This window comes from Microbulbifer sp. YPW16, from assembly GCF_021290385.1.
Taxonomy (GTDB): Bacteria; Pseudomonadota; Gammaproteobacteria; order Pseudomonadales; family Cellvibrionaceae; genus Microbulbifer; species Microbulbifer zhoushanensis.
Genome location: NZ_CP089928.1, coordinates 597,653 through 619,489, shown reverse-complemented (window position 1 = coordinate 619,489; position 21,837 = coordinate 597,653). Strand labels below are relative to the sequence as shown.

At 61.6% G+C, this 21,837-nt stretch carries 21 protein-coding genes; 14 read left to right on the top strand and 7 right to left on the bottom strand.

What is annotated here, in order from left to right:
- Positions 1–210 precede the first annotated feature (210 nt).
- Both katG and LVE68_RS02695 read left to right on the top strand, forming a co-directional pair.
- On the top strand, positions 211–2,481 hold the full coding sequence (gene katG / locus LVE68_RS02700; RefSeq protein WP_232942854.1) for a catalase/peroxidase HPI: 2,271 nt from the start codon (positions 211–213) through the stop codon (positions 2,479–2,481).
- Between the two features lie 566 nt (positions 2,482–3,047).
- Positions 3,048–3,629, top strand: a complete 582-nt coding sequence (locus LVE68_RS02695) for a hypothetical protein (protein WP_232942853.1) — start codon at positions 3,048–3,050, stop codon at positions 3,627–3,629.
- 98 nt (positions 3,630–3,727) lie between these two features.
- Here the strand turns inward: LVE68_RS02695 and acnB are convergent, their stop codons facing one another.
- Entirely contained in the window at positions 3,728–6,343 is a 2,616-nt protein-coding gene (gene acnB, locus LVE68_RS02690; protein WP_232942852.1) for a bifunctional aconitate hydratase 2/2-methylisocitrate dehydratase, read from the bottom strand.
- 320 nt (positions 6,344–6,663) lie between these two features.
- Here acnB and LVE68_RS02685 point away from each other — a divergent pair, with 320 nt between their 5' ends.
- From LVE68_RS02685 to LVE68_RS02675, 3 genes are all read left to right on the top strand, one after another.
- Positions 6,664–7,119 carry a DUF1289 domain-containing protein gene (locus tag LVE68_RS02685; protein WP_232942851.1) on the top strand — a complete coding sequence of 152 codons (456 nt, stop codon included), beginning with the start codon at positions 6,664–6,666 and terminating at the stop codon, positions 7,117–7,119.
- Positions 7,120–7,203: 84 nt separating this feature from the next.
- Entirely contained in the window at positions 7,204–8,151 is a 948-nt protein-coding gene (locus LVE68_RS02680) for a lipid kinase (protein ID WP_232942850.1), read from the top strand.
- A 17-nt stretch (positions 8,152–8,168) separates the two neighbouring features.
- Positions 8,169–8,603 carry a hypothetical protein gene (locus LVE68_RS02675; protein ID WP_232942849.1) on the top strand — a complete coding sequence of 145 codons (435 nt, stop codon included), beginning with the start codon at positions 8,169–8,171 and terminating at the stop codon, positions 8,601–8,603.
- Positions 8,604–8,624: 21 nt separating this feature from the next.
- Here the strand turns inward: LVE68_RS02675 and LVE68_RS02670 are convergent, their stop codons facing one another.
- On the bottom strand, positions 8,625–9,602 hold the full coding sequence (locus LVE68_RS02670) for a hypothetical protein (RefSeq protein ID WP_232942848.1): 978 nt from the start codon (positions 9,600–9,602) through the stop codon (positions 8,625–8,627).
- 160 nt (positions 9,603–9,762) lie between these two features.
- Here LVE68_RS02670 and LVE68_RS02665 point away from each other — a divergent pair, with 160 nt between their 5' ends.
- A complete protein-coding gene (locus LVE68_RS02665) occupies positions 9,763–10,503 on the top strand; it encodes an iron-containing redox enzyme family protein (RefSeq protein ID WP_232942847.1) in 741 nt (246 codons plus the stop codon).
- A 147-nt stretch (positions 10,504–10,650) separates the two neighbouring features.
- Entirely contained in the window at positions 10,651–11,280 is a 630-nt protein-coding gene (locus LVE68_RS02660; RefSeq protein ID WP_232942846.1) for a tRNA-(ms[2]io[6]A)-hydroxylase, read from the top strand.
- Between the two features lie 70 nt (positions 11,281–11,350).
- Here LVE68_RS02660 and LVE68_RS02655 read toward each other — a convergent pair whose 3' ends face one another.
- Complete coding sequence (locus LVE68_RS02655; RefSeq protein ID WP_232942845.1) at positions 11,351–11,608, bottom strand: DUF3081 family protein; 258 nt, start codon at positions 11,606–11,608, stop codon at positions 11,351–11,353.
- An 81-nt stretch (positions 11,609–11,689) separates the two neighbouring features.
- Here LVE68_RS02655 and LVE68_RS02650 point away from each other — a divergent pair, with 81 nt between their 5' ends.
- The gene (locus tag LVE68_RS02650) at positions 11,690–12,181 is read left to right on the top strand and encodes a DUF3429 domain-containing protein (RefSeq protein ID WP_232942844.1); all 492 of its coding nucleotides are present in this window, start codon (positions 11,690–11,692) and stop codon (positions 12,179–12,181) included.
- Positions 12,182–12,236: 55 nt separating this feature from the next.
- Entirely contained in the window at positions 12,237–12,869 is a 633-nt protein-coding gene (locus LVE68_RS02645) for a malonic semialdehyde reductase (protein WP_232942843.1), read from the top strand.
- A 21-nt stretch (positions 12,870–12,890) separates the two neighbouring features.
- Here the strand turns inward: LVE68_RS02645 and LVE68_RS02640 are convergent, their stop codons facing one another.
- From LVE68_RS02640 to LVE68_RS02625, 4 genes are all read right to left on the bottom strand, one after another.
- The gene (locus LVE68_RS02640) at positions 12,891–13,355 is read right to left on the bottom strand and encodes a DUF2269 domain-containing protein (protein WP_232942842.1); all 465 of its coding nucleotides are present in this window, start codon (positions 13,353–13,355) and stop codon (positions 12,891–12,893) included.
- A complete protein-coding gene (locus LVE68_RS02635) occupies positions 13,352–14,512 on the bottom strand; it encodes a saccharopine dehydrogenase family protein (RefSeq protein WP_232942841.1) in 1,161 nt (386 codons plus the stop codon). The genes LVE68_RS02640 and LVE68_RS02635 overlap by 4 nt, the downstream gene beginning before the upstream one ends.
- 78 nt (positions 14,513–14,590) lie before the next feature.
- Entirely contained in the window at positions 14,591–15,316 is a 726-nt protein-coding gene (locus LVE68_RS02630) for a UDP-2,3-diacylglucosamine diphosphatase (RefSeq protein WP_232942840.1), read from the bottom strand.
- A 21-nt stretch (positions 15,317–15,337) separates the two neighbouring features.
- Positions 15,338–15,847 carry a peptidylprolyl isomerase gene (locus tag LVE68_RS02625; protein ID WP_232942839.1) on the bottom strand — a complete coding sequence of 170 codons (510 nt, stop codon included), beginning with the start codon at positions 15,845–15,847 and terminating at the stop codon, positions 15,338–15,340.
- A gap of 220 nt (positions 15,848–16,067) precedes the next feature.
- On the opposite strand from LVE68_RS02625, the gene LVE68_RS02620 reads away from it, so the two are divergent.
- The 5 genes from LVE68_RS02620 to LVE68_RS02600 all read left to right on the top strand — a co-directional run bounded on the left by LVE68_RS02620 (position 16,068) and on the right by LVE68_RS02600 (position 21,772).
- Complete coding sequence (locus tag LVE68_RS02620; RefSeq protein ID WP_232942838.1) at positions 16,068–17,741, top strand: glutamine--tRNA ligase/YqeY domain fusion protein; 1,674 nt, start codon at positions 16,068–16,070, stop codon at positions 17,739–17,741.
- Between the two features lie 106 nt (positions 17,742–17,847).
- The gene (cysS, locus tag LVE68_RS02615) at positions 17,848–19,221 is read left to right on the top strand and encodes a cysteine--tRNA ligase (RefSeq protein WP_233006759.1); all 1,374 of its coding nucleotides are present in this window, start codon (positions 17,848–17,850) and stop codon (positions 19,219–19,221) included.
- Between the two features lie 108 nt (positions 19,222–19,329).
- Positions 19,330–19,530, top strand: a complete 201-nt coding sequence (locus tag LVE68_RS02610; RefSeq protein WP_232942837.1) for a DUF3012 domain-containing protein — start codon at positions 19,330–19,332, stop codon at positions 19,528–19,530.
- A gap of 15 nt (positions 19,531–19,545) precedes the next feature.
- The gene (locus LVE68_RS02605) at positions 19,546–21,006 is read left to right on the top strand and encodes a Wadjet anti-phage system protein JetA family protein (protein ID WP_232942836.1); all 1,461 of its coding nucleotides are present in this window, start codon (positions 19,546–19,548) and stop codon (positions 21,004–21,006) included.
- Positions 20,999–21,772 (top strand): DUF4194 domain-containing protein, encoded by a 774-nt coding sequence (locus LVE68_RS02600; RefSeq protein WP_232942835.1) that lies wholly within the window; start codon positions 20,999–21,001, stop codon positions 21,770–21,772. Before LVE68_RS02605 ends, LVE68_RS02600 begins: the two co-directional genes overlap by 8 nt.
- Positions 21,773–21,837 lie beyond the last annotated feature (65 nt).

Here is a 21,837-nt window from a genome sequence, read left to right as displayed (position 1 = left end):
TTCTGGCATCCATATCTACATGCTGCCCCTGTCCGTTGAACCGGGTGCCCGACTACACCAGTGTTGGTGTCATTGATTTAACCTATGACATTCATTGGCGTCTATTGCCGCCTGAATTTTCTTTTGCTGCTTCTTTCAGCTCTCTCGTCCGGAATCTTTCTTATATTTCTTACCGGTATGCAGTCTGCTATTCCGGAGGAGAACACCGCCATGTTTCATAAAACGATATCCCGTTGCGGGGCGTTTGCATTAGCACTCGCATTGCTGAACCCATACGGACCGGCACAAGCCCAGGATCCACCACAACCCGGGCAACCGAAATCCAACCAGTTCTGGTGGCCCGACCAGCTCGACCTGTCGCCCCTGCGAGCCCATGGTGAGGCGTCCAATCCATTAGGCGCCGATTTTAATTACGCCGAGGCGTTTAACAGTCTCGACCTCAAGCAGGTCAAAAGCGATATAGAAAAGACGTTGAAAACCTCGCAGGACTGGTGGCCGGCAGATTACGGCCACTATGGCCCGTTAATGATTCGTATGGCCTGGCACAGTGCCGGTACCTACCGCGTGGCGGATGGTCGTGGCGGCGCCGGCGGGGGCCAGCAGCGATTCGATCCCCTTAACAGCTGGCCCGATAACGCCAACCTGGACAAGGCGCGACGCCTGCTGTGGCCAGTCAAGCAGAAATACGGTGAAGCGTTGTCATGGGCCGACCTGATGGTGCTTACCGGTAACGTGGCACTGGAGTCCATGGGCTTCAAGACCTTTGGCTTTGGTGGTGGCCGCGAGGATGACTGGGAGCCCGACCTGGTGTACTGGGGGCCCGAAACAAAGATGCTGGAGCACAAGGAGCGCTTCAAGGATGGCGGGAAACTCCAGAACCCCCTCGCCGCCACTGTGATGGGCCTGATCTACGTCAATCCCGAAGGGCCGGGCAGCAATGGTGATCCGCTGGCTGCAGCCGAAAAAATCCGCTTGTCTTTTGGCCGCATGGCCATGAACGACGAGGAAACCGTGGCACTGATTGCCGGTGGCCATGCCTTCGGCAAGAACCACGGGGCCGTCAAGCCCGACTGTATCGGCCCCGAGCCCGCCGCGGCGCCCATCGAGGCGCAGGGCTTCGGCTGGAAGAACAAGTGCGGTGAGGGCAAGGGCAAGGATACCTTCACCAGCGGCCTGGAGGGCGCCTGGACAGTCAGCCCGATCAAGTGGAGCAACAATTACCTGCAGAACCTGTATAACTTCGAGTGGAAACAGGTCAAGAGCCCGGCCGGGGCAATCCAGTGGATTCCCAAGGATGAGAATGCCAAGAACCTGGTACCGGATGCCCATGACCCCAATAAGCGTCATGCGCCGGTGATGCTGACCACGGACCTGTCACTGAAAAGGGACCCTGCGTACCGCAAGATCTCCGAGCGCTTCAAGAACAACCCGGAAGAGCTGGAGGAGGCCTTTGCCAAGGCCTGGTTCAAGCTGACTCATCGCGACATGGGGCCCAAATCCCGCTACCTGGGCCCGGAAGTACCCGACGAAGACCTTATCTGGCAGGACCCCGTGCCCAAGGTGGATCACAAGCTGGTCAGTGACGGGGACATCCAACAGTTGAAAGCCAAAATACTCGATTCAGGGCTTACTGTTCCCCAGCTGGTCCGCACCGCCTGGGCCTCGGCCTCCACCTTCCGTGGTTCTGACCTCCGCGGTGGCGCCAACGGTGCCCGTATCCGCCTGGAACCGCAGAAAGACTGGCCGGTAAATGATCCGCAGGAGCTTGCCTCTGTGTTGAGCAAGCTGGAGAGCATCCAGCAGGACTTCAACAAATCCGCGTCCGGTGGCAAAAAGGTATCACTGGCGGATGTCATCGTGCTGGGCGGGAATGCCGCGGTTGAGCAGGCAGCTAAAAAAGCCGGCCATAACGTCACCGTGCCCTTCACGGCCGGACGTAGCGATGCCACCCAGGAGATGACCGAAGTGGACTCTATTGCTTTCCTCGAACCCAGGGCGGATGCCTTCCGCAATTTCTATGGCAAGGACAACAGTATGTCCCCAACCGAGATGATGGTGGACCGCGCCGACCAGCTGACGCTGACCGTACCGGAACTGACCGTGCTGGTCGGCGGGATGCGGGCGCTGGATGCCAACACCGGAGGCGTAAAACACGGTGTATTCACGGACAAGCCCGGTACCCTCACCAACGACTTCTTCGTCAACCTGCTGACCATGGATACCGAGTGGTCCAAGTCCTCGAAAGGGGAGGGCATCTACGAAGGCAAGGATCGCAAGAGTGGCAAGGTTAAGTGGACCGCCACCCCGGTCGACCTGATCTTTGGCTCCAACTCCGAGTTGCGGGCCGTGGCTGAGGTCTACGCCACGGAGAATGGCGAGAAGCGGTTTGTGAATGACTTTGTGGATGCCTGGGTGAAAGTGATGAACCTGGATCGGTTTGATAAACCGAAAGATGGTTCGCAGCAGACCGCAGGCAGGTGACTGCTGGGCGGGTAGGGGGCCGAAAGGCCCCTTTTTTGTTTCCTTGACTTTAGGGCGGCAGGTTGTAAACGTAAAAAGGCAGCTGCGCTATTCCCGACTCCTTCTTGACGCGGCGGGAAGTCATAGCTTCCCGCCCAATGCTTTCCGCTGAATTTACCAATCGCCTTTATTGTCAATCCGGAGCAGTAAGCTGTTCGCGTGTCGGGACGGATAAAACCATGCCGCAAGTGCCACGGCCGTTAATTGGAAGTCCAATGCCTAAGTAACGCAGCTGCAACGTCGCTACTTTTTGCTAGATTGCTCAACATAAAGAACCAGGTAAAAGCCGCTGTGAAGCTGCCGCCGGCCATACACAGCCCGTCGGTTGTGGCTGGCGAGGGGAAACCAAACCCTGTTTAATTTCTGAACACGGTCACCGCTGGATACTGCCTGAGCGGACCGGCTCAATTCTGCTTGTATTCCCACCACGTCAAGACTGCACTTTTATTGATATCTCATTAGAATGCGCGCCCATTTACCCGTTTGGAGACTTCTGAATGGGTGCCAGTGTTGTTGTTTGAGGTTGTATGATCGTATTTACCCTTATTAATGAAGTGACGGACGATGTCTGGGTTGGCACCGCGCGCGAGGGTGTGTCACCGGAAGCCCGGTTCAGGCAGTTTCAGGATGCGCTTGAGCTGGGGATTGACCATCCCTTTTATAAGGAACTAAAGGAATTTGGCCCGGATGCTTTCTCGGTGAACCTGTTCGCAGCGGCGGAAGATGCGGCAGAACTGAAGATGCTCCTGGAGGAGGCGCTGGAGGCCTATGGGGGGAAAAGCCTTGCGGGCATAAAAACGGTCCGACCCGGCACCACCAAAGCGGCCCTGGCGCCACGGCCCAAGCCCGGGTCCAGAACCTCCGCCTCCAGAAAGACCAAGACAGAAAGTAGCTCCAATTCCAAAGTTGCCACCAGGGTGGTCAAGGAAAAGCTGCCGAGTGGCCGTACCGGCAGCGCCGCCAAGGAAAAGAAGATCAGGGAGGCCATCGAGGCCGAGAAGGCGGCCATCGCAGCTGCCAGGGCAAAGCGGGCCGAGGAAGAGGCCGCTGAGATGAAAGCGATCCTGGCGGGACTTGACGCCCGGGGTTCAACCCTCAGGAAGCGTTGAGTTAGGTCTCAATGCCGGGGCCATGCCTGGGCCGCGGTCCTGCAGGCAAAAAAAAGCCCCGCGATGCGGGGCTTTTTCATTTCAGGCCAGGCTAGCGCTTAAACACTCACTTCCTGAATCTCGGTCGCGGCGATCCGCTTGCCTTCCTCGGCAGACTTCTGGAACTCCTCGATCTGGTCGAAATTCATGTAGCGGTAGATCTCTGCCGCCATGGAATTGATGTTGTTGGCGTACTTCATGTACTCGTCGGGCGTGGGCAGTTTGCCCAGGATGGCGCCCACAGAGGCCAGCTCCGCGCTGGTCAGGTACACGTTGGCACCGTCGCCCAGGCGGTTGGGGAAGTTGCGGGTGGAGGTGGACAGCACGGTGCTGTTGGCCGCCACGCGCGCCTGGTTACCCATGCACAGGGAGCAGCCCGGCATCTCGGTGCGGGCACCGGAAGCGCCGTAGATGTTGTAGTAGCCTTCCTCCATCAGCTGGTGCTCGTCCATCTTGGTGGGCGGAGCGATCCACATGCGGGTGGGGATGCTGCCCTTGTGCTGGGACAGCAGCTTGCCCGCGGCGCGGAAGTGACCGATGTTGGTCATGCAGGAACCCAGGAACACCTCGTCTACCTTGTCGCCGGCTACTTCGGACAGCAGGCGGGCATCGTCCGGGTCGTTCGGGGCGCACACGATGGGCTCCTTGACCTCGGCCAGGTCGATCTCGATCACCTCGGCGTACTCGGCGTCCTTGTCGGCTTCCATCAGCTCCGGATTTTCCAGCCACTCTTCCATGGCGCGCGCACGGCGCTCAAGGGTGCGGGCAGAGCCGTAGCCCTCGGCGATCATCCAGCGCAGCAGGGTGATGTTGGAGCGCAGGTACTCGGCAATGGTGTCCTTGGACAGCTTGATGGTACAGCCGGCGGCGGAGCGCTCGGCAGAGGCGTCGGACAGCTCGAAGGCCTGCTCCACGGTCAGGTTCTCGAGGCCCTCGATCTCGAGGATGCGGCCGGAGAAGGCGTTCTTCTTGCCCTTCTTCTCAACGGTCAGCAGACCCTGCTGGATGCCGTAGTAGGGGATTGCATGGACCAGGTCACGCAGGGTAATACCCGGCTGCAGCTCACCCTTGAAGCGCACCAGCACGGATTCCGGCATATCCAGCGGCATTACGCCGGTAGCCGCGGCAAAGGCCACCAGGCCGGAACCGGCCGGGAAGGAGATGCCCATCGGGAAGCGCGTGTGGGAGTCGCCGCCGGTGCCCACGGTGTCGGGCAGCAGCATACGGTTCAGCCAGCTGTGGATGATGCCGTCCGCCGGGCGCAGGGAAACGCCGCCGCGGTTCATGATGAAGTCCGGCAGTTTGTGCTGGGTGTCGATGTCCACCGGCTTCGGGTAGGCGGCGGTGTGGCAGAAAGACTGCATTACCAGGTCGGCCTGGAAGCCCAGGCAGGCCAGGTCTTTCAGCTCGTCGCGGGTCATCGGGCCAGTGGTGTCCTGGGAGCCCACGGTGGTCATCTTCGGCTCGCAGTAGGTGCCCGGGCGCACGCCTTCCATGCCGCAGGCCTTGCCCACCATCTTCTGCGCCAGGGTGAAACCCTTACCGGTGTCGTTGGGCTGCTCCGGCTTGCGGAACAGGTCGGACGGCTCCATGCCCAGCGCCTCGCGAGCGCGGGTGGTCAGGCCACGGCCGATGATCAGGTTGATACGGCCACCGGCCTGGACTTCGTCCAGCAGTACTTCGGACTTCAGTTCGAACTCGGACAGGACCTTGCCGTCCTCGCTCAGGATCTTGCCGTCGTACGGGCGGATCTCGATGATGTCGCCCATGTTCAGGTCGTCGACCGGTGCCTCGAATACCAGTGCGCCGGCATCTTCCATGGTGTTGTAGAAGATCGGGGCCACCTTGCCACCGATGCAGATGCCGCCGGCCTTTTTGTTGGGTACGCCGGGCATGTCTTCGCCGAAGTACCACAGCACGGAGTTGGTGGCAGATTTACGGGAGGAGCCGGTGCCGACCACGTCGCCCACGAAGGCGACCGGCATGCCCTTGGCTTTCACTTCCTCGATCTGCTTCAGCGGGCCGGTAACGCCCGGCTCTTCCGGCTCCAGGCCGTCGCGCTTCATCTTGTACATGGCCAGCGCGTGCAGCGGGATGTCCGGGCGGGACCAGGCATCCGGGGCAGGGGAGAGGTCATCGGTGTTGGTTTCGCCGGTTACCTTGAACACGGCAACCTTGATGCTTTCCGGTACTTTGTTGCGCTTGGTGAACCATTCGCCCTCGGCCCAGGACTGCATCACCTCTTTGGCGTGCTCGTTGCCGGCCTTGGCTTTCTCTTCCACATCGTGGAAGGCGTCGAACATCAGCAGGGTGCCTTTCAGTTGCTCGGCTGCCAGTCCGGCCAGGTCGCCGTCGTCCAGCAGGTCCACCAGGGTGGAGATGTTGTAGCCGCCCAGCATCTGGCCCAGCAGCTTGGTAGCGTGTTCACGGTCGATCAGCGGGGATTCTGCCTCGCCCTTGACGATGGCGGAGAGGAAGCCGGCTTTCACGTAAGCGGCCTCGTCCACACCCGGCGGTACGCGGTGGGTGATCAGGTCGACCAGTTCCTGTTCCTCGCCGGCCGGCGGGTTCTTCAGCAGCTCAACCAGCCCGGCCACTTGTTCGGCGTCCAGGGGCTTGGGCGGAATACCCTGTTCGGCGCGTTCGGCGACGTGTTTGCGATAGGCTTCAAGCACGGATAAGTCCCTCTTTGTGTGTGGGGTGGACCAACAGCTGGTGGAATTCACCGCAGTTATTTCAGTGCGGATTTTTCCGGTTTCTTGGCCGCTGGGGATGGGCGCGGATTCTACAGGAAAGCCCCACGGCTGTTAAGTTTATTGAAAAATCAATAACTTATGCGAATTGCCACTATTTGTCTGGTGAATTCTGGTCGTAAAATATGCAGCGACGGTCTGGCATCTTCCCATTGGAATGCAAACAAAATAGTCTACGGGCTCAATTTTACCGCCGCCCGGCGACCGGCCCGTGAAAACTTCGCGCAACTTCTGGTTAATTGATGTACAAGAAAGTCCGCACTCCCTGTATTGGCGTCTGCTCCACCGGTATCGGTGACGATGTCTGTCGTGGCTGCAAGCGCTTTGCCCACGAGGTAATCGACTGGAATGCCTACACCGAGGAGCAGCGCCGTATTATTGCCGAACGGCGCGAGGGATACCTGGCCAACGCGGTGCGCAGCCAGTTGGAGATTGTCGACCAGCGCCTGCTGGAGGCCCAGCTGCGCCACCAGCAGATCCGATTCGACGAGCAGCAGAATCCCTATTGCTGGGTGTTCGAACTGCTGCGCGCCGGCGCCAGCCAGATCAGCGACCCGGCCGACTACGGCCTGCAGCCGACGGTGCAGGGCCGGGATGCTTCCCTGGTGGAGTTGCGCCGGCGGATCGATGAGGATTTCTACGCGCTGTCGGTTGCCTATTACCTGCGTTTTGTCACCCCGGGCCTGCAAAGCGCCTGACCGGTCGCCCGGCGGCTGGCCTAGAATCGGAAGAAGCGCGCGGCCGGGCCCGCGCAGTGAACAGGAGTTCTGCCTATCAGCCAGATGCCGTCGGCGCCCCTGCGCGCGCTGCTCGTCCTGAACCCCAAGAGTCGCAGTGGTTCCAGTGCCGACCTGGATGCCGGGCTGGCGCTGCTGCGCGATGCCGGCATGGAAGTGGAGGAGGTTGCCTCCAGCAGCCCCGAGGAGACGCGCGAGGCTATCCGCAGCCGCTGTGGTGAATTTGACCTGGTAATCATCGGCGGTGGGGACGGCACCATCAGTTCCGCTGCCGGGGTGCTGCTGGAATGCAAACTGCCCCTGGCAATCCTGCCGCTGGGTACCGCCAATGACCTGGCGCGTTCCCTTGGCATAGGTAATGACCTGCAACAGGCGTTTTCGGTTATCGCGGCCAATCACCGCAGGCAGATTGACCTGGGCGAGGTGAACGGCAAGTACTTTTTTAATGTCGCCAATATCGGGCTGGGCGTTATGGTGACGCGGGAGCTGTCGGACGAGGTCAAGCAGCGCTGGGGTGTCTTCAGTTACCTCCGGGCCCTGGGCCTGGCCCTGGCCCGCAGCAACCAGTTTCGCGTGCGGCTGATGATCGACGGCCAGAAGAGGGTCCTGCGCTCCATCCAGCTGGCGATTGGCAATGGTCGCTTTTATGGTGGTGGTAACGTGGTGGATGACGATTCGACCATTGATGACGGGTTACTCAATCTTTACAGCCTGCGTCCGCAGCGGCTCTGGGAATTGTTGACCCTGGCGCCGCTGCTACGAGGTGGCCGCCACGACCTGGCCCGACGGGTCTTCAATACATCGGGCCGGGAGATCGAGCTGGTGACGGTCCCTGAAGGGATGGAGGTGCATGCCGACGGCGAGCCGGTGACACGCACGCCGGCGATGTTCAGGGTGTTGCCCCGGGTGTTGGAGGTGGTTGTGCCCCAGGATGCGCCCGGGCTTTCCGCTAACGGGCCGGAAGCGGCGGAAAATAATTTGAGTGGGCAATAACAGGGAGAAAGGCTTAGATGGCTCTGATTCGCGATGATGTACAGGTGGCCCTGCACGACCTGCATGTGGCACTGAAACACAGCGCCGATAGCTACAGCCACGCGGCTGATTTCCTCAACGATGCGGGCGCCAGCAATCGCTGCCGGAGCATTGCCAGTGAGCGTGACAAGCTGGCCGCCCTGGTGGCTGCAGCGGTCCGCGAAGCCGGTGACCTGCCGGCGGTTCCGGACAGTGAGCGCGAGGTGGGCGAGCAGTTGCTGCAGCGATTGGAGTCCCTCTTTTCGGCGGACCAGGCCCGGGAGGTCATGGCGCAGCGCCGTGAGGCGGACCGGGAGCTGCTGACCTGGCTGGAGGGTGAGGATCTATCGCCGCTGGAAAAAGGCTACAGCGACCTCCTGTTGCGTTGCCGGGCGAGTGTGAGCGACACGCTGGCGCATTTCGACAGCGAATAAGCCTCAGTGCCGGTTGGGCGCTCAGCTCCCGCCGCGCAGGTGCACCCGCAATGCCGCCAGGAAAGGCTCGCGGGGCAGGGCCAGGTCACGGCGCTGGCGGCGCCGGCCGGCGCCGGGCTCGTGGTCCACGCGACTGAAGTCGGGCAGGCGGCCCGCTGCATCCGATCTCACCAGTACCGGCATGGCCGCGTACCCCACCTGGCGATAGCTTTCTCCCGCGCTCCCATCACTCGAACCCTGCCCATTCACGTCTTCACGGAAAATCTCCGCCACCTGGAGGTTGGGGCGGCTCTGTACCTGCACCTGGCGCAGGTCGTCATGACGGTTCCGAGGCAGGTTGGCCAGTAGCTGGCGCTGGTACTGGATACCCGGATCTGCTCCCTGTGGATCCATGGCTACGAGCTTTCTATCGCACCAGCTGACCGTGACCTTGCGGATCGACTTGCGCGCCTTGATCCAGCTCAGCGCAATAGCGTCGGGATGGGTGGGGCAGAGCAGCACCTGGCGGTAACACTGCCGCAGGTGCGTGCGCGGATGGCCGACTTCTGCAAACAGGTCGCGCAGGCGGCGGTCCCGTTCCGGGGCAGGGTGGTCTTCGACTGCGTGGCGGAAAGCACTCACGGCCCCGGCAAAGCTTTCCTTGGCCCTGTTGAGTTCCGCCGCTGCGCTGATCACATTCTCCGGTACTGCCAGTACCCCGGGAATTTGCAGGGTGCCGCGGGCGTCCCCGCCCGTGAGATCGGTGTGTTCCAGGGCGGAATAAAGCGCGCCGGCAAGGGAGAAGGGACGCTCGAAACTCCCGCCAAGCTGCTGTGCCGCGTCCTGCGCAAACGCCGGCTGCAGCAGGTAATGCTCCCACTGCCGGGACGACGCCTGCATGCGCTCCAGATCGCCCTGCAGCACATGCGCGCAATGATGCAGCCTCTCCAGTTGCGGCCCGACCTTTCGCGCCAGCTGGGCGATCTCGCGCTGTTGTTGCGGCCCGGTCTCGTTCGCCATGAAAAAACTCCTGTTGGGACAACCAGATAATAGCCATGTAATAAGTCGTTATCAATTTATCGTTTTTTGTATGGTCCCATCTTGGCCTCGTGCCACCATCGACGGTTAGCCAGGCAGGGCGATTACCCGCCGGGACCGCTGCGCCCTAATATTCCCGGCTATGAACCGAACTGAATTCAGGGATTCCCTGCTGCGCGTTATGGAGCGCAAAGTGCACTGGTCCGACCCGGCAGTGGAGCATGGCCAGCTGCCGCCCGACCGGCTGCACATCCTGCTTGAGCAGGAATATGCCACCTGGGTACGGGACTACGGCATATTCCTGGGGAGAGCCTATACACAGTGCCCGCTGCCAAAGGTCAGGCGGGAACTGGCCGAGAGCCTCTATGAAGAGGAGACCGGCAAGATCAGTGGCTCTGGGCCCCATGCAGAGCTGTTCCTGGAAATCCCCCGGGGCCTGGGGATGAACGTGGACCGTTTTCGCCACCCGCAATTGCTGCCGCAGGCGGCCGCATACCGCGCCGTACTGGATGAGGCCACGGGAGAGAAAGGCTGGGCAGTGGCTTCTGCGGTTACCACCCTGTTCCTGGAGGGGTCACGCCACGAGCGGTGGGTAATCGAGCCGGGCCAGGAAAAGCCGCCCGTGCCCCGACCGCACCACCACCCCCTGGTAAAGCACTACGGCCTGCCTGTGGGCTGCCTGGCTCTAGAGCGCGCGCAGCGCGCGGTCAACAGCGCGCACCGCAAGGCCGCCTGGCACCTGATGCTGGATTTTGTCGATGAGCGGGAGCGCCCCGCGGTGCTCACGTGGATGGGCCACGTGCTCCACGCCTGGATCCATTACCGGGATGAGCTGGCCGGGCAGTGTGGCCTGGTGACCGGTCATGTCCGGGCGGCCGGGTAGGGCCCGGGACTCCTGGTATCCTGGCCTCCCGGAGGTGTGGCTGTAGTGGCCTGGTGTTCGCCGGCGCGGGCCTGCTGCGATTCACGGGAAGCGGTGACGCCGCTATAATCGCGCCCCCTGATACTGCCAGCCCGATGATGTGTGCCGATGACTGACAAGACTGCCCAGGTTCCCGACCTCTCTGCCATTCACGATTTCCTGCTGTGTCCCACGCCGGATGCTTGGGTCGAGGCAGCCCTGGCCGAGCCCGAACTTATGCTGGTGGACCACGCCAACTGCGAGAAAAAGGCAGCCGGCACGGCCCTGAACCTGATGTTCCGCTATCTGGACAATTTCGATTTGCTGAACAAGATGTCACGGTTGGCGCGGGAGGAACTGCGACATTTCGAACAGGTGCTGTCCATCATGCAAAAGCGCGGTATCGCCTATCCCCACCTGAGCGCCTCGCGATATGCGGCGGGTCTGCGCGAGCAGGTGCGCAGTGCCGAGCCGGGGCGCCTGGTGGATACGCTGATCTGTGGCGCCATCATCGAGGCGCGCTCCTGCGAGCGCTTCGCCCGTATAGCGCCACAGCTGGATGACGAGTTACAGAAGTTTTACCTTTCACTGCTCAAGTCCGAGGCGCGGCATTTCCGTGATTACCTGACGCTGGCGCAGGGAGCCACGGAAGAGGATATAGCGCCGCGTGTGCAGGAGTTGCTGGAAGTGGAAAAGTCACTGGTGCAGGACGTCGATGGTGAGTTCCGCTTCCATAGTGGGGTTCCTGCCAAGGGCTAGGGCTGGTTTGCGTCCAGTACGAGGTGCGTTCGAATCCCCGGGAAGTGGGCCGGTTCGGCGCGAGAAGCCTTTATTTATCCAGCTTCTTCAGCAGTTCGACAAACTCCCCCAGTTCGTGCGCGTTCTTGTAGTCCACCGTGTACTTGTTATGGAAGAACACGGTGAGCCTTACTTTTGGTGAACTGATAAACACGGTGTAACCATCGAAATCGGTTTCCGCGGTCAGTCCCCGGTAGTGCCAGCCATCGTCGCGTTTTTCTCCCTCCCGCGTGATCCGGTCAAACACACGCAGCGCCTGCTTCACGTCAATCTTGTGTTCCTGTTCCACTGGGACTCCCGGTTTTGTATGGACTAAGCTTGGACTGCCACCTGGCGGCGCGCACAATTGCAGCTTGTCAGCTTAGACCACATGACTCAAGGCAGCGAGACAATAACAACCCCAGCCCCCAGTACCCGCCTGTTCAATATGCTGGCCTATGCCGGTGTTGCCCCGTTTGTGATCGGTATCCTGATGGAGCTGGCGGGGGTGGAGGTAATGGGCGTGGGCGGCCTTTTCCTGTTCGTGGCCTACAGTGCCTGCATCCTGAGTTTCCTCTGTGGCATCTGGTGGGGTGGGGCTTTGAACCGGGGCGCGCACCCGCATCGTATCCTGCTGGGGATACTGAGCAATGCTGTATGTCTTGGAGCCTGGGTGGCGCTCCTGTTGTTCCGCTCGCCAATGGGATTGGCGCTGCTGCTATTTGGGTTCGCCTTTACGCGCTGGGCGGAAGCGCGGCTCAATCCCAATGTGCCGGGGCTCTATGCATACTTTCGTACACGCAGCCGGGTCAGTTATATCGTAATGGGCTGCCACGTGGTGATGTTGGCCTTGTTGCTGATTCGCCAGCCAGTAATCAGCTGAAGATATTTCGCGGGCTTCAGTTGCAAAAATGGAAACCGACTGACAGGAGATGTTTATGGGCCATTCGCTTTCACAGCATGCGCTGGAGCAGTTGTTCACCGAGGCGCGTACCCACAGCCACTGGCTCGAGCGCCCGGTGACCGACGACACCCTGAAAAAGCTTTACAACCTGATGAAAATGGGGCCCACCAGTGCCAACTGTTGCCCCGCGCGGGTCTTGTTCCTGCGCAGCAGGGAGGCCAAGGAGCGCCTGCGCCCGGCCCTCAACGAGGGCAATGTGGACAAGACCATGGCGGCCCCGGTGACGGCGATTATCGCCTACGATATGCGGTTTTATGATTACCTGCCGAGACTGTTTCCCCACGCCCCGGCGCGCGACTGGTATGTCGATAACGCTGAGCTGGCTGCAGCCACGGCATTTCGCAATGGCTCGTTGCAGGGCGGTTATTTTATCCTCGCGGCGCGCTCCCTGGGCCTGGACTGTGGCCCCATGTCGGGCTTCGACAACGGCAAGGTAGACAGTGAGTTCTTCAGTGATGAGGGTGATGGCATCACCTTCCAGCAGGAGCATGGGCCGGGCTGTCACATCAGGTCCAATTTCCTGTGCAACCTGGGTTATGGCAACCCGGAGATGCTGCATCCCCGCAGTCCGCGGTTCGACTTTGACGAGGTCTGCAAGGTTCTCTGACTGCGACGGTTCGTGCGGTTGTCAGAAGGCGGGCTTCATTACCATCAGGAATACGATCGCGACCATCAGCGGTAGGGCCAGTGCACCCAGCAGGTACCAGCAAACCAGCAAGCGCCGGATGCCCGGGGCGGCTTCGCGGGCGGGCGCAGTTCGCAGGCGCCTGCGGATGTTGTACTGGATAAACACGACCGGTACCCAGAGGCAAAACACCAGAAATGTCAGGAACGCGGAGAGGCGCAGCCAGGGCATTTCCAGAAGAGTGGGGCTGGCATACAGCATGCCGCTGGCGCTGCCCAGCAACAGCAGAATCGCGGCGGCGGTGAAAATCCAGTCAGCCGCCACGGTCTCGGCACTGATCCATTGCATGATATGAATATCGCCGGTGCGCCAGCCACGGAGCGCATACCATGCAATGCCGATTCCCGTGCCGAATACCACCATCGCGCCCAGTACATGCAGCGCCTTGAATACAAGGTATGCATTCATACCTGGAAATCCGGCAGCACCTGCCGGCCACAGGTTTCATCCAGTCGTTCACAGGCACTGATCACCGAGAAGCGGTTCAGCTCCAGCAGAATGTCCCGCAGGTCCAGCAATTGCCAGCAGGCCCGGGCCCCACTTTCGCTGAATGTGCCATCGAGGATCTTGCGGGCCATGGCGGCCGCCGGGGCGGCCGGGATCCAGGTGCCATCGCCACCCAGGCCCAGCACCTGCCAGCGATAGCCCAGTGGGGCCTGCTGGTGATCGAGCCCGCCGATATGCACCACCATGCCGCCATGGGGCGATCCCCCCGGCCAGCGGGCAGCCAGGCGATGTCCCTGCCGGGCGAGCCACGGCATTGATAGTGGCAGGTGAGCACGGGCCAGCCGGGCGCAGAGCGCCAGGCCCAGCTGTAGTGTTCGGGGCTGGACCCCGGTACCGAAACGGGCATTTTGCAGCCCGGGCAGGGCGCGGGGCCACAGCTCGAGGTCCGGTACATCGAAGTCGCACAGCCAGCGGTCCCCCACCGGGTGGGCCAGCTGGATCTTGCGCAGCTGGGCGCCGGTGTAGGACTCCCGCCACTGTCCTTCCTGCAGGGCCGGGAAGCCCTGGCCCAGGGATTCGAATCCGGCGCGCACGGTGGCCAGGCCGCGGTCGATACGGTGTGCAGGGGCAATGGCGATATCGACGGAATCAATGCGGCTGAACTCGTCACGCAACTCCGCCAGCACTGCCGAGCTGAGGGCGGGCAGTGAGCTGGCACCGGAGACCAGCGGCACACCGGCGTGCTCGGCGGCGGGGGAGAGTCGATGGAAGTCACACACGAAACGGCGCGCGTCGGCGATATCGAGATAGGGGGTGCGGGAATCGATACAGGCCCGGGCTACCCGGTAATCCTGCTCCTGGAAGGGGCCCGCGCAGTGAACCAGGAGATCCAGGTGCAGTGTCTGTAGCTGCGCTGTGAGATTGACTGAGTCCCGCTCCAGCCGCAGGCCTTCGGCCGGGCCGGGCAATTCCGCAGCCAGTTGTTCTGCCTTTGACCTGTGGGGCCCGGCAATAATGAGCTGCAGGTCGTCCCGGTCCGACAGCAGCCGGGCAATGCGGGAGCCAAAGGTCCCATAACCGCCGAGAATCAGTACGCGTTTTTTGAGGTTCCTGACCAAACTGCCACTCCGTTCGGCCCCGGCAGAAACCGGGGCTGGCCGTTTCCGTGAATCATTTCCAGATTCGATCTCAGGAAATCATGCTATGGGCCAGTGGACCAGATCAAGGGAATTCTTGTCCGCGCGGATGCACCAGCCGTTTTCCCCCCAGTCGCCGAGCACGATGCGCTGCGCAGCTTCGCCATCGACTTCCAGGTCGTGAGTGGCCGGGCGGTGGGTGTGGCCGTGCACCAGGGTGCGGACACCGTGCTCGCGCATAACGGCCTCCACTTCGGAGGGTGTGACATCCATGATGTCTTCCGCCTTGCGGCTGTTCATGCTCTTGGATGCGGCGCGGATCTCCGCGGCGATCTGGCGGCGCTCCGCAAGCGGCTTGGCCAGTAGAGCCGCCTGCCAGTTGGGGTCGCGGGCCTGCTGGCGGAAGGCCATGTATTCTTCGTCGCGGGTGCAGAGGCTGTCGCCATGCATCAGCAGGACCTTGCGGCCGGCCAGGGTGACCAGGCTCGGGTCGGGCAGCAGCACCGCGCCGGCCCGGTGGGCAAATTCCTCGCCCAGGAGGAAGTCACGGTTACCGTGCATCAGGTACAGCTCGGCGCCGGTGCCGCTGTAGCGGCTGAGCTCGTCGGCTACCTCGCGGGCGAGGGGGGCATCGTCGTCGTCCCCGATCCAGACCTCGAAAAAGTCCCCGAGGATGTACAGGGCCTCTGCGCCGGCGGCCCGCCCGCGCAGGAAGTCAAAGAAGGCCCGGGTAATCTCCGGGCGGTTCTCATCGAGATGCAGGTCTGAAATCAGGTAACTGGACAAAGTGACGCCCTTTCGTCTGCTTTACTTATCGGCGTAGTCTTCGGAAATGGTTACACCGGTGATCTCGATGGTTTCCAGCGGCACGTCCTGGTGGAAGCCCTTGCTGCCGGTCTTGACGCCCTTGATCTTGTTGACCACGTCCATGCCCTCGACAACCTTGCCGAATACACAGTAGCCCCAGCCCTGTGCGTCCTTGCTGCGGTGGTTCAGGAAGTCGTTGTCGTTGACGTTGATGAAGAACTGGGAGCTGGCGGAGTGCGGGTCCATGGTGCGGGCCATGGCCAGGGTGCCGGTGTCGTTCTTCAGGCCGTTGTCAGCCTCATTCTCGATCGCGTCGCGGCTGGCTTTCTGCTCCATGTCCGGGGTCATGCCGCCACCCTGGACCATGAAGTTATCGATCACCCGGTGGAAGATGGTGCCGGTATAGAAATCGTCGCGACAGTATTGCAGGAAGTTGGCGGCGGTCTTCGGCGCCTTGTCGAAATCGAGTTCAATGGCAATATCGCCGTGGGTTGTGTGTAGGGTGATCATAAAACATCCTAATCAGGGTGAAGTTGGGGCGGCATGATACCTGTTCGCTGGTAGCTGTGAAACGGGCTTTCGCTGACTACCGTAGCAGTGGTCGAAAAGTGATCGCGTCCGGGCTGCAGGGTTCGTTTTGCGCAAAAATCGACCAGTGCGCGGTCGGTATTCCCGGCGCCAACTAGGCTATAATCCGCCGCTTAAGTTTGCACAGCTGTAAGAGAAGATTATGACATCCGAGAGCAAGCCCGCTCACTTTCTGCAGAACATCATCCGCGAGGACCTGGCCGAGGGCCGGGTGTCCCAGGTGGTCACGCGTTTCCCGCCGGAGCCCAACGGCTACCTGCATATCGGCCATGCCAAGTCCATCTGCCTGAACTTCGGCCTGGCGCAGGAGTTCGGCGGCATGTGCAACCTCCGCTTTGACGACACCAACCCGGCCAAGGAAGAGGCCGAGTACGTGGCCTCCATCAAACGCGATGTGGAATGGCTCGGGTTTGAATGGGCTGGCGACGTGAAGTACACCTCCGATTACTTCGACCAGCTGCACGACTGGGCCCTGCACCTGATCCGGGAGGGCAAGGCCTATGTCTGTCACCTGAACCCGGAGCAGGCACGGGAGTACCGCGGTACCCTGACCGAGCCGGGCAAGAACAGCCCCTATCGGGATCGCAGTGTGGAAGAGAACCTGGCGCTGTTCGAGCAGATGAAGAACGGCGAGATGGAAGAGGGCGAGTGCAGCCTGCGCGCCAAGATTGACATGGCCGCGCCCAATATCAACCTGCGGGACCCGGTCATCTACCGGATCAAGAAGATGGCCCACCACCAGACCGGCGACAAATGGTGCATCTACCCCAGCTATGACTTTGCCCACGGCCAGTCCGATGCTGTCGAGGGCATCACCCACTCCATCTGCACCCTGGAGTTCGAGGACCACAAGCCGCTGTACGACTGGTTTATCGAGAACCTGCCGGTTCCGGCCCGCCCGCGCCAGTATGAATTCGCCCGGCTGAACCTGAACTACACCGTGGTTTCCAAGCGCAAGCTGAAACAGCTGGTGGACGAGGGGCACGTGGACGGCTGGGATGACCCGCGCATGCCGACCCTGTCCGGGCAGCGCCGCCGTGGTGTCACACCGGCGGCCATCCGCAACTTCTGCGAGATGATCGGCGTAACCCGCTCCGACTCCGTGGTGGATGTGGGGATGCTGGAATACTGCATCCGCGATGACCTGGACAAGAAGGCCCCCCGCGCCATGTGCGTGCTGGAGCCGCTCAAGGTGACCCTGACCAACTACCCGGAGGGCCAGGTGGAGACGCTCTCGGCCCCGGGGCACCCGGTACGGGATGACCTCCCGGCGCGCGAGCTGCCGTTCAGCCGGACCGTGTACATCGAAAAGGAAGACTTCCGCGAGGAAGCCAACAAGAAATACAAACGCCTGGTATTGGGCAAGAAAGTGCGCCTGCGCAATGCCTACGTGATCCAGGCCGAGGAAGTGATCAAGGACGATGCCGGTGAGATCGTTGAGGTACGCTGCTCCGTGGACCTGGACACGCTGGGCAAGGACCCGGCTGACGGCGTCAAGCCCAAGGGCGTGATCCACTGGGTGTCTGCCGATCGCCATGTGGATTGCGAGGTGCGGTTGTACGACCGCCTGTTCGACGACCCTGCACCGGATTCCGGCGGCAAGAACTTCCTCGAGCACGTAAACCCGGAAAACCTTAAAGTGCTTTCCGGCTGCAAGGCGGAAATCGGCCTCGCCAATGCCGAGCCTGAGCAGGGCTACCAGTTCGAGCGCCAGGGTTACTTCTGTCGCGACAACAGCTACGGCAGTGCCGACAAGCCGGTGTTCAACCGTACCATCGGCCTGCGGGACAGCTGGGCGAAAGAGCAGAACAAGTAATAGCCCGTTGAGCGGCTGTAGCACTGGGTTCCGGCGCTGGCCGGAATCCAGCGCCCACTGAGTGCGCCAGATGGTGCAAAACAAGATTCAGGCATTGAAGGAAGTTATGGCACTCCAGCTCTACAACACCTTTTCAGGCACGAAAGAACCCTTCCGGCCGCTGGTGGAAGACCGCGTGCGCATGTACGTTTGTGGCCCCACGGTCTACAACCGGGTCCATATCGGCAATGCGCGCCCTGCGGTGGTATTTGACACCCTGTACCGGTTGCTGAAGGAGCAGTTCAGCGACGTTGTCTACGCGCGCAATATCACCGATATTGACGACAAGATCATGAAGGCCGCCCGAGACCAGGGTGAGGAGATCGGGGCCCTGTCGGCCCGTTTCTCCCAGGCCTATTTCGAGGATATGGCCGCGCTCAACAACCTCGAGCCGGATATCATTCCCTACGCCACCCAGCACCTGCCGGAGATGATCGAGATGATCGAGGCCCTGCTGGAGAAGGGCAACGCCTATGTAGCCGAGGGTCATGTCCTGTTTGCGGTGGAGTCCATGCCGGACTACGGCAAGCTGTCCAGGCGCTCCCTTGACGACATGCTGGCCGGGGCGCGGGTAGAGGTTGCGCCGTACAAGAAATATGCCGGCGACTTCGTATTGTGGAAACCGTCAAAAGACGATGAGCCGGGCTGGGACAGCCCCTGGGGCCGCGGGCGCCCGGGCTGGCACCTGGAGTGCTCGGCGATGATCAAGAAGCACCTTGGCGAGACCATCGATATCCATGGCGGTGGCCGGGACCTGACTTTCCCGCACCACGAGAATGAGCGTGCGCAGAGTTGCTGCGCCAACGGTACCGACTTCGTGCGCTACTGGATGCACAACGGCTACGTCAATATCGAAGGCGAGAAAATGTCCAAGTCGCTGGGCAATTTCCGTATGGTCAATGACCTGTTGCAGCAGTACCCCGGTGAGGTCTTGCGCTTCGCGCTCCTGTCGGCACACTATCGGTCTGAGCTGAATTTCAGTGCGGACCTGCTGGACCAGGCCTGGCGCAGCCTCGATACGCTCTACGGTTTCCTGCGTGATGTGGAGCAACTGGCGGTTGACGGTGACGCGTCCGCGGATGCGGCATTCCTTGAGGCCCTGGACGATGACCTCAATACCCCTGTCGCCATCGGCGAGCTGCACCGTATCGCCCGCGAGCTGAACAAGGCAGAAGAGGCGCAGAAACCGCGTCTCAAGGCTGCCCTCCTTGCGTCCGGGCAGCTGCTGGGCATTTTGCAGCAGGACCCCGAAACCTGGTTCAAGCAGGCGCGCGGTGGGGAATCAATTTCCGAGGAAGAGATCGAACAACTGATTGCCGAGCGCCAGCAGAGCAAGAAGGATAAAAACTATGCCCGCGCCGACGAGATCCGCGAGGAGCTCAAGGCCCAGGGGGTAGTGCTCGAAGACAGCCGCGAAGGAACCAAGTGGCGGCGTGAATGACACCTGCCGGTTTTCCCTTTGCCTGCGAGCGATGGGAGCCGGCAAAGCCTACTCATATATTCCATAACAAGGCCGTACAACAAAGCCCTGATAAAAAGGAACAGTTCCATGAAAAAACTCTTTACCCTGATTTTCGCTGCAAGCGCCCTGGTTACCCTGACTGCCTGCGAGCCCGAGCGCGGTTCCGATGCCTGGTGCAAGAAGATGGATGACGTTCCCAAGGCCGAGTGGACCCTGCAGGACGCCGGCGATTACACCAAGTACTGCGTGCTCAACCAGAAGCCGGGCGAAGACAAAAGCGGCCAGTAACCGGACCTGACCGCGTTGTTTTTCGATGACCCCTACCAGCACTTCTTCCGCCCGCTCACCGGTAAGTACCGGGAGCAGGTGGTGGAGTGCCTGCGTTTGCTCTACGAGCGGCTTTACACCGCCAAGGCGGACTATGGTGAGTCGCTCGGGCGCGAGCAGATCCTCGAGATTTTTTCCGAGGCGCTGACCCGTGCGCCCCAGCTCGATGGGGATGACAGGGGAGAGGCGGGGACTCCCGGGAACCATGCGTCTGCCACCACCAGGGAGCATCGCTTTCGCAACCTGCGGGAGCAGGCTGGCTGGACCCTCAACAGCCTGCTCGAGGCCGGCTGGCTGGAGAAGCAGGTGGACAGCGCCACCCTGACCGCGACTTACCCGTTCAGCCGGCGGGGCCGTCTTTTCACCCAGCCGCTGGTCGAGGTAAACAGTGCCCGGGTGCGCACGCGACACCGCAACACCCGCAATACCCTCAACGCCCTGGAAGCCTTTGCCGCACGCGGCGAGATCCACGACCTGATCGATGCCTGGGAATACTCCGAGCGTATCGTCGCCGACTTCACCGATATGATTGCCGAGCTCGAAGAGCGCAAGCGCGAGCTGGTCCGCGAGGTGGAGGCACAGTTGCTGGTGCAACAGGCCACGGACGAATTCTTTTCCTTTATGGAGAGCCGGTTCCAGCCGGACCTGGCAATCCGGCTGTCTGCCGACAGTGTGGAGAAGCACCGCGATGCGATCGGTCGGGTGATTGCCCGTATCCGGCGCAAGGATCGGGAGCGCAAGGCAGAGTGGGAGCGGCGCCTGCGGCAGTTGCTGCCGGAATTTGTGGAAGAGGGCCGGTCGCTGTTGTGGCTGATGCTCGACACCATCGAGGATCGTATGCGCCGCGCCTGCGAGGTGAAACTGCCGGCACTGCGCCGTGCACTGCAGGGTTTTACCAAGCGTGCCGATATCATTATTCGCCAGCTCAGCTATATCAACAGCCAGGCCGAGGGCCAGTTTGCCGACCTGAGCCAGCAGCTGGGCGAGCGGGACGACCGGGACAAGTTATTGGGCAGCCTGGGCGATCAGCTGGGAGGATTCCAGCTGCGGCTGTTTGACCCCAAACAGACGCAACTCTGGCAGCGCCAGCGCCGCGAACCGGTCAACACCCGTGTGGAAGAGGCAGTGGAGCTGGGCGAGGACAATCGCCGGGATATCCTGTTGCAGCAGATGCTGGACCAGGCTTTCAATTTCAATAGCGCTGACCTGCGCGACTACCTGGCCCGGGCCCTGCGGGGCGGCCGCCGCGTCCACAGCAGCGAACTGCCGCTGGAGACTGCGCGCGACCTGCTTGCCATGAGTCACGCGCTGGAGGCCGCCGCCGTCAGCCAGGGTGGCGGTCCGGCAGTGACGGTGGAGTTTACCGGCGAGACCGCCAGTAACGATTATTTCGCCGCGTACGATGAATATTACCTAGAGCTGAAAGAAAGTGATTGAACAGGCCCTGGAAGAAGCGCTGGCACAGAGCCGCGTGACAAGAGCGGAATTTTCCGAGTTGCTGGTCCGGTTGCTCGATTATGGTGTCATCTGCCGGGACGAGAGCCAGGTAGAGACCCAGCTGTACGACCGTTTCCTGCGCTGCGAGCAACTCCTGCGCGAGTGGCTGGCGCCGCTCGGCCTGCGCCTGCAGCATGACAGTCGCTTCCAGTTTATCCGGGTCTATCCCCCGGGCGCCGAGGTGCCGGGCATGCCGGACCAGGAAGAGCCGCACCATGGGGGCTTCCGCGCGCGCCTGACGCAGCAGGAGGTGGCCGCAATCCTGGTGCTGCGGGTGGAGTACGACAAGGCACTGCGCGAAGGCCAGGTCGATGAGCATGGCTGCGTGGCGCTGTCCCTCGAGGCCCTGGAGCTGGGGTTGCGCAATCTGCTGAAGATGTCGCTGCCGGACAAGCTGGCCGAGCGTCGCAGCCTGCTGCGCCGCCTGCGGCAACTGCGGCTGGTACAGCTGGCCGGTGAAGAGTCGGAATCGGTGGCGGAAGTGTGGCTGAGGGTGCGGCCGACCATCGCCCACTTCGTGACTGAAGCCGCACTGCAACAACTGCTCGAACCCGGGAATGACCAGGTGATTGGTGACCCGGCTGGCTCCACCACAGCGGATGGGGCCCAGCCTGGCGCGGGCGAGCCCGCAGTCTCCACCGGCAGTGATGAGCGCCTCACGCCGGAGAGCGAGGACCACAGCCTCTTCGCCGCCAACGAATCATAACCAGACCACGAATTTAAGAACTGCAGGCGCGGGCATTCCACGGGGACCGCTCCCGGCCGGACCGC

Excerpts from the sequence above, each read along its gene's own strand:
- katG (WP_232942854.1), top strand. The coding sequence starts at position 211 with ATGTTTCATAAAACGATATCCCGTTGCGGGGCGTTTGCATTAGCACTC.
- LVE68_RS02695 (WP_232942853.1), top strand. The coding sequence starts at position 3,048 with ATGATCGTATTTACCCTTATTAATGAAGTGACGGACGATGTCTGGGTT.
- LVE68_RS02685 (WP_232942851.1), top strand. The coding sequence starts at position 6,664 with ATGTACAAGAAAGTCCGCACTCCCTGTATTGGCGTCTGCTCCACCGGT.
- LVE68_RS02680 (WP_232942850.1), top strand. The coding sequence starts at position 7,204 with ATGCCGTCGGCGCCCCTGCGCGCGCTGCTCGTCCTGAACCCCAAGAGT.
- LVE68_RS02675 (WP_232942849.1), top strand. The coding sequence starts at position 8,169 with ATGGCTCTGATTCGCGATGATGTACAGGTGGCCCTGCACGACCTGCAT.
- LVE68_RS02670 (WP_232942848.1), bottom strand. The coding sequence starts at position 9,602 with ATGGCGAACGAGACCGGGCCGCAACAACAGCGCGAGATCGCCCAGCTG.
- LVE68_RS02665 (WP_232942847.1), top strand. The coding sequence starts at position 9,763 with ATGAACCGAACTGAATTCAGGGATTCCCTGCTGCGCGTTATGGAGCGC.
- LVE68_RS02660 (WP_232942846.1), top strand. The coding sequence starts at position 10,651 with ATGACTGACAAGACTGCCCAGGTTCCCGACCTCTCTGCCATTCACGAT.
- LVE68_RS02650 (WP_232942844.1), top strand. The coding sequence starts at position 11,690 with ATGACTCAAGGCAGCGAGACAATAACAACCCCAGCCCCCAGTACCCGC.
- LVE68_RS02645 (WP_232942843.1), top strand. The coding sequence starts at position 12,237 with ATGGGCCATTCGCTTTCACAGCATGCGCTGGAGCAGTTGTTCACCGAG.
- LVE68_RS02640 (WP_232942842.1), bottom strand. The coding sequence starts at position 13,355 with ATGAATGCATACCTTGTATTCAAGGCGCTGCATGTACTGGGCGCGATG.
- LVE68_RS02625 (WP_232942839.1), bottom strand. The coding sequence starts at position 15,847 with ATGATCACCCTACACACAACCCACGGCGATATTGCCATTGAACTCGAT.
- LVE68_RS02620 (WP_232942838.1), top strand. The coding sequence starts at position 16,068 with ATGACATCCGAGAGCAAGCCCGCTCACTTTCTGCAGAACATCATCCGC.
- cysS (WP_233006759.1), top strand. The coding sequence starts at position 17,848 with ATGGCACTCCAGCTCTACAACACCTTTTCAGGCACGAAAGAACCCTTC.
- LVE68_RS02610 (WP_232942837.1), top strand. The coding sequence starts at position 19,330 with ATGAAAAAACTCTTTACCCTGATTTTCGCTGCAAGCGCCCTGGTTACC.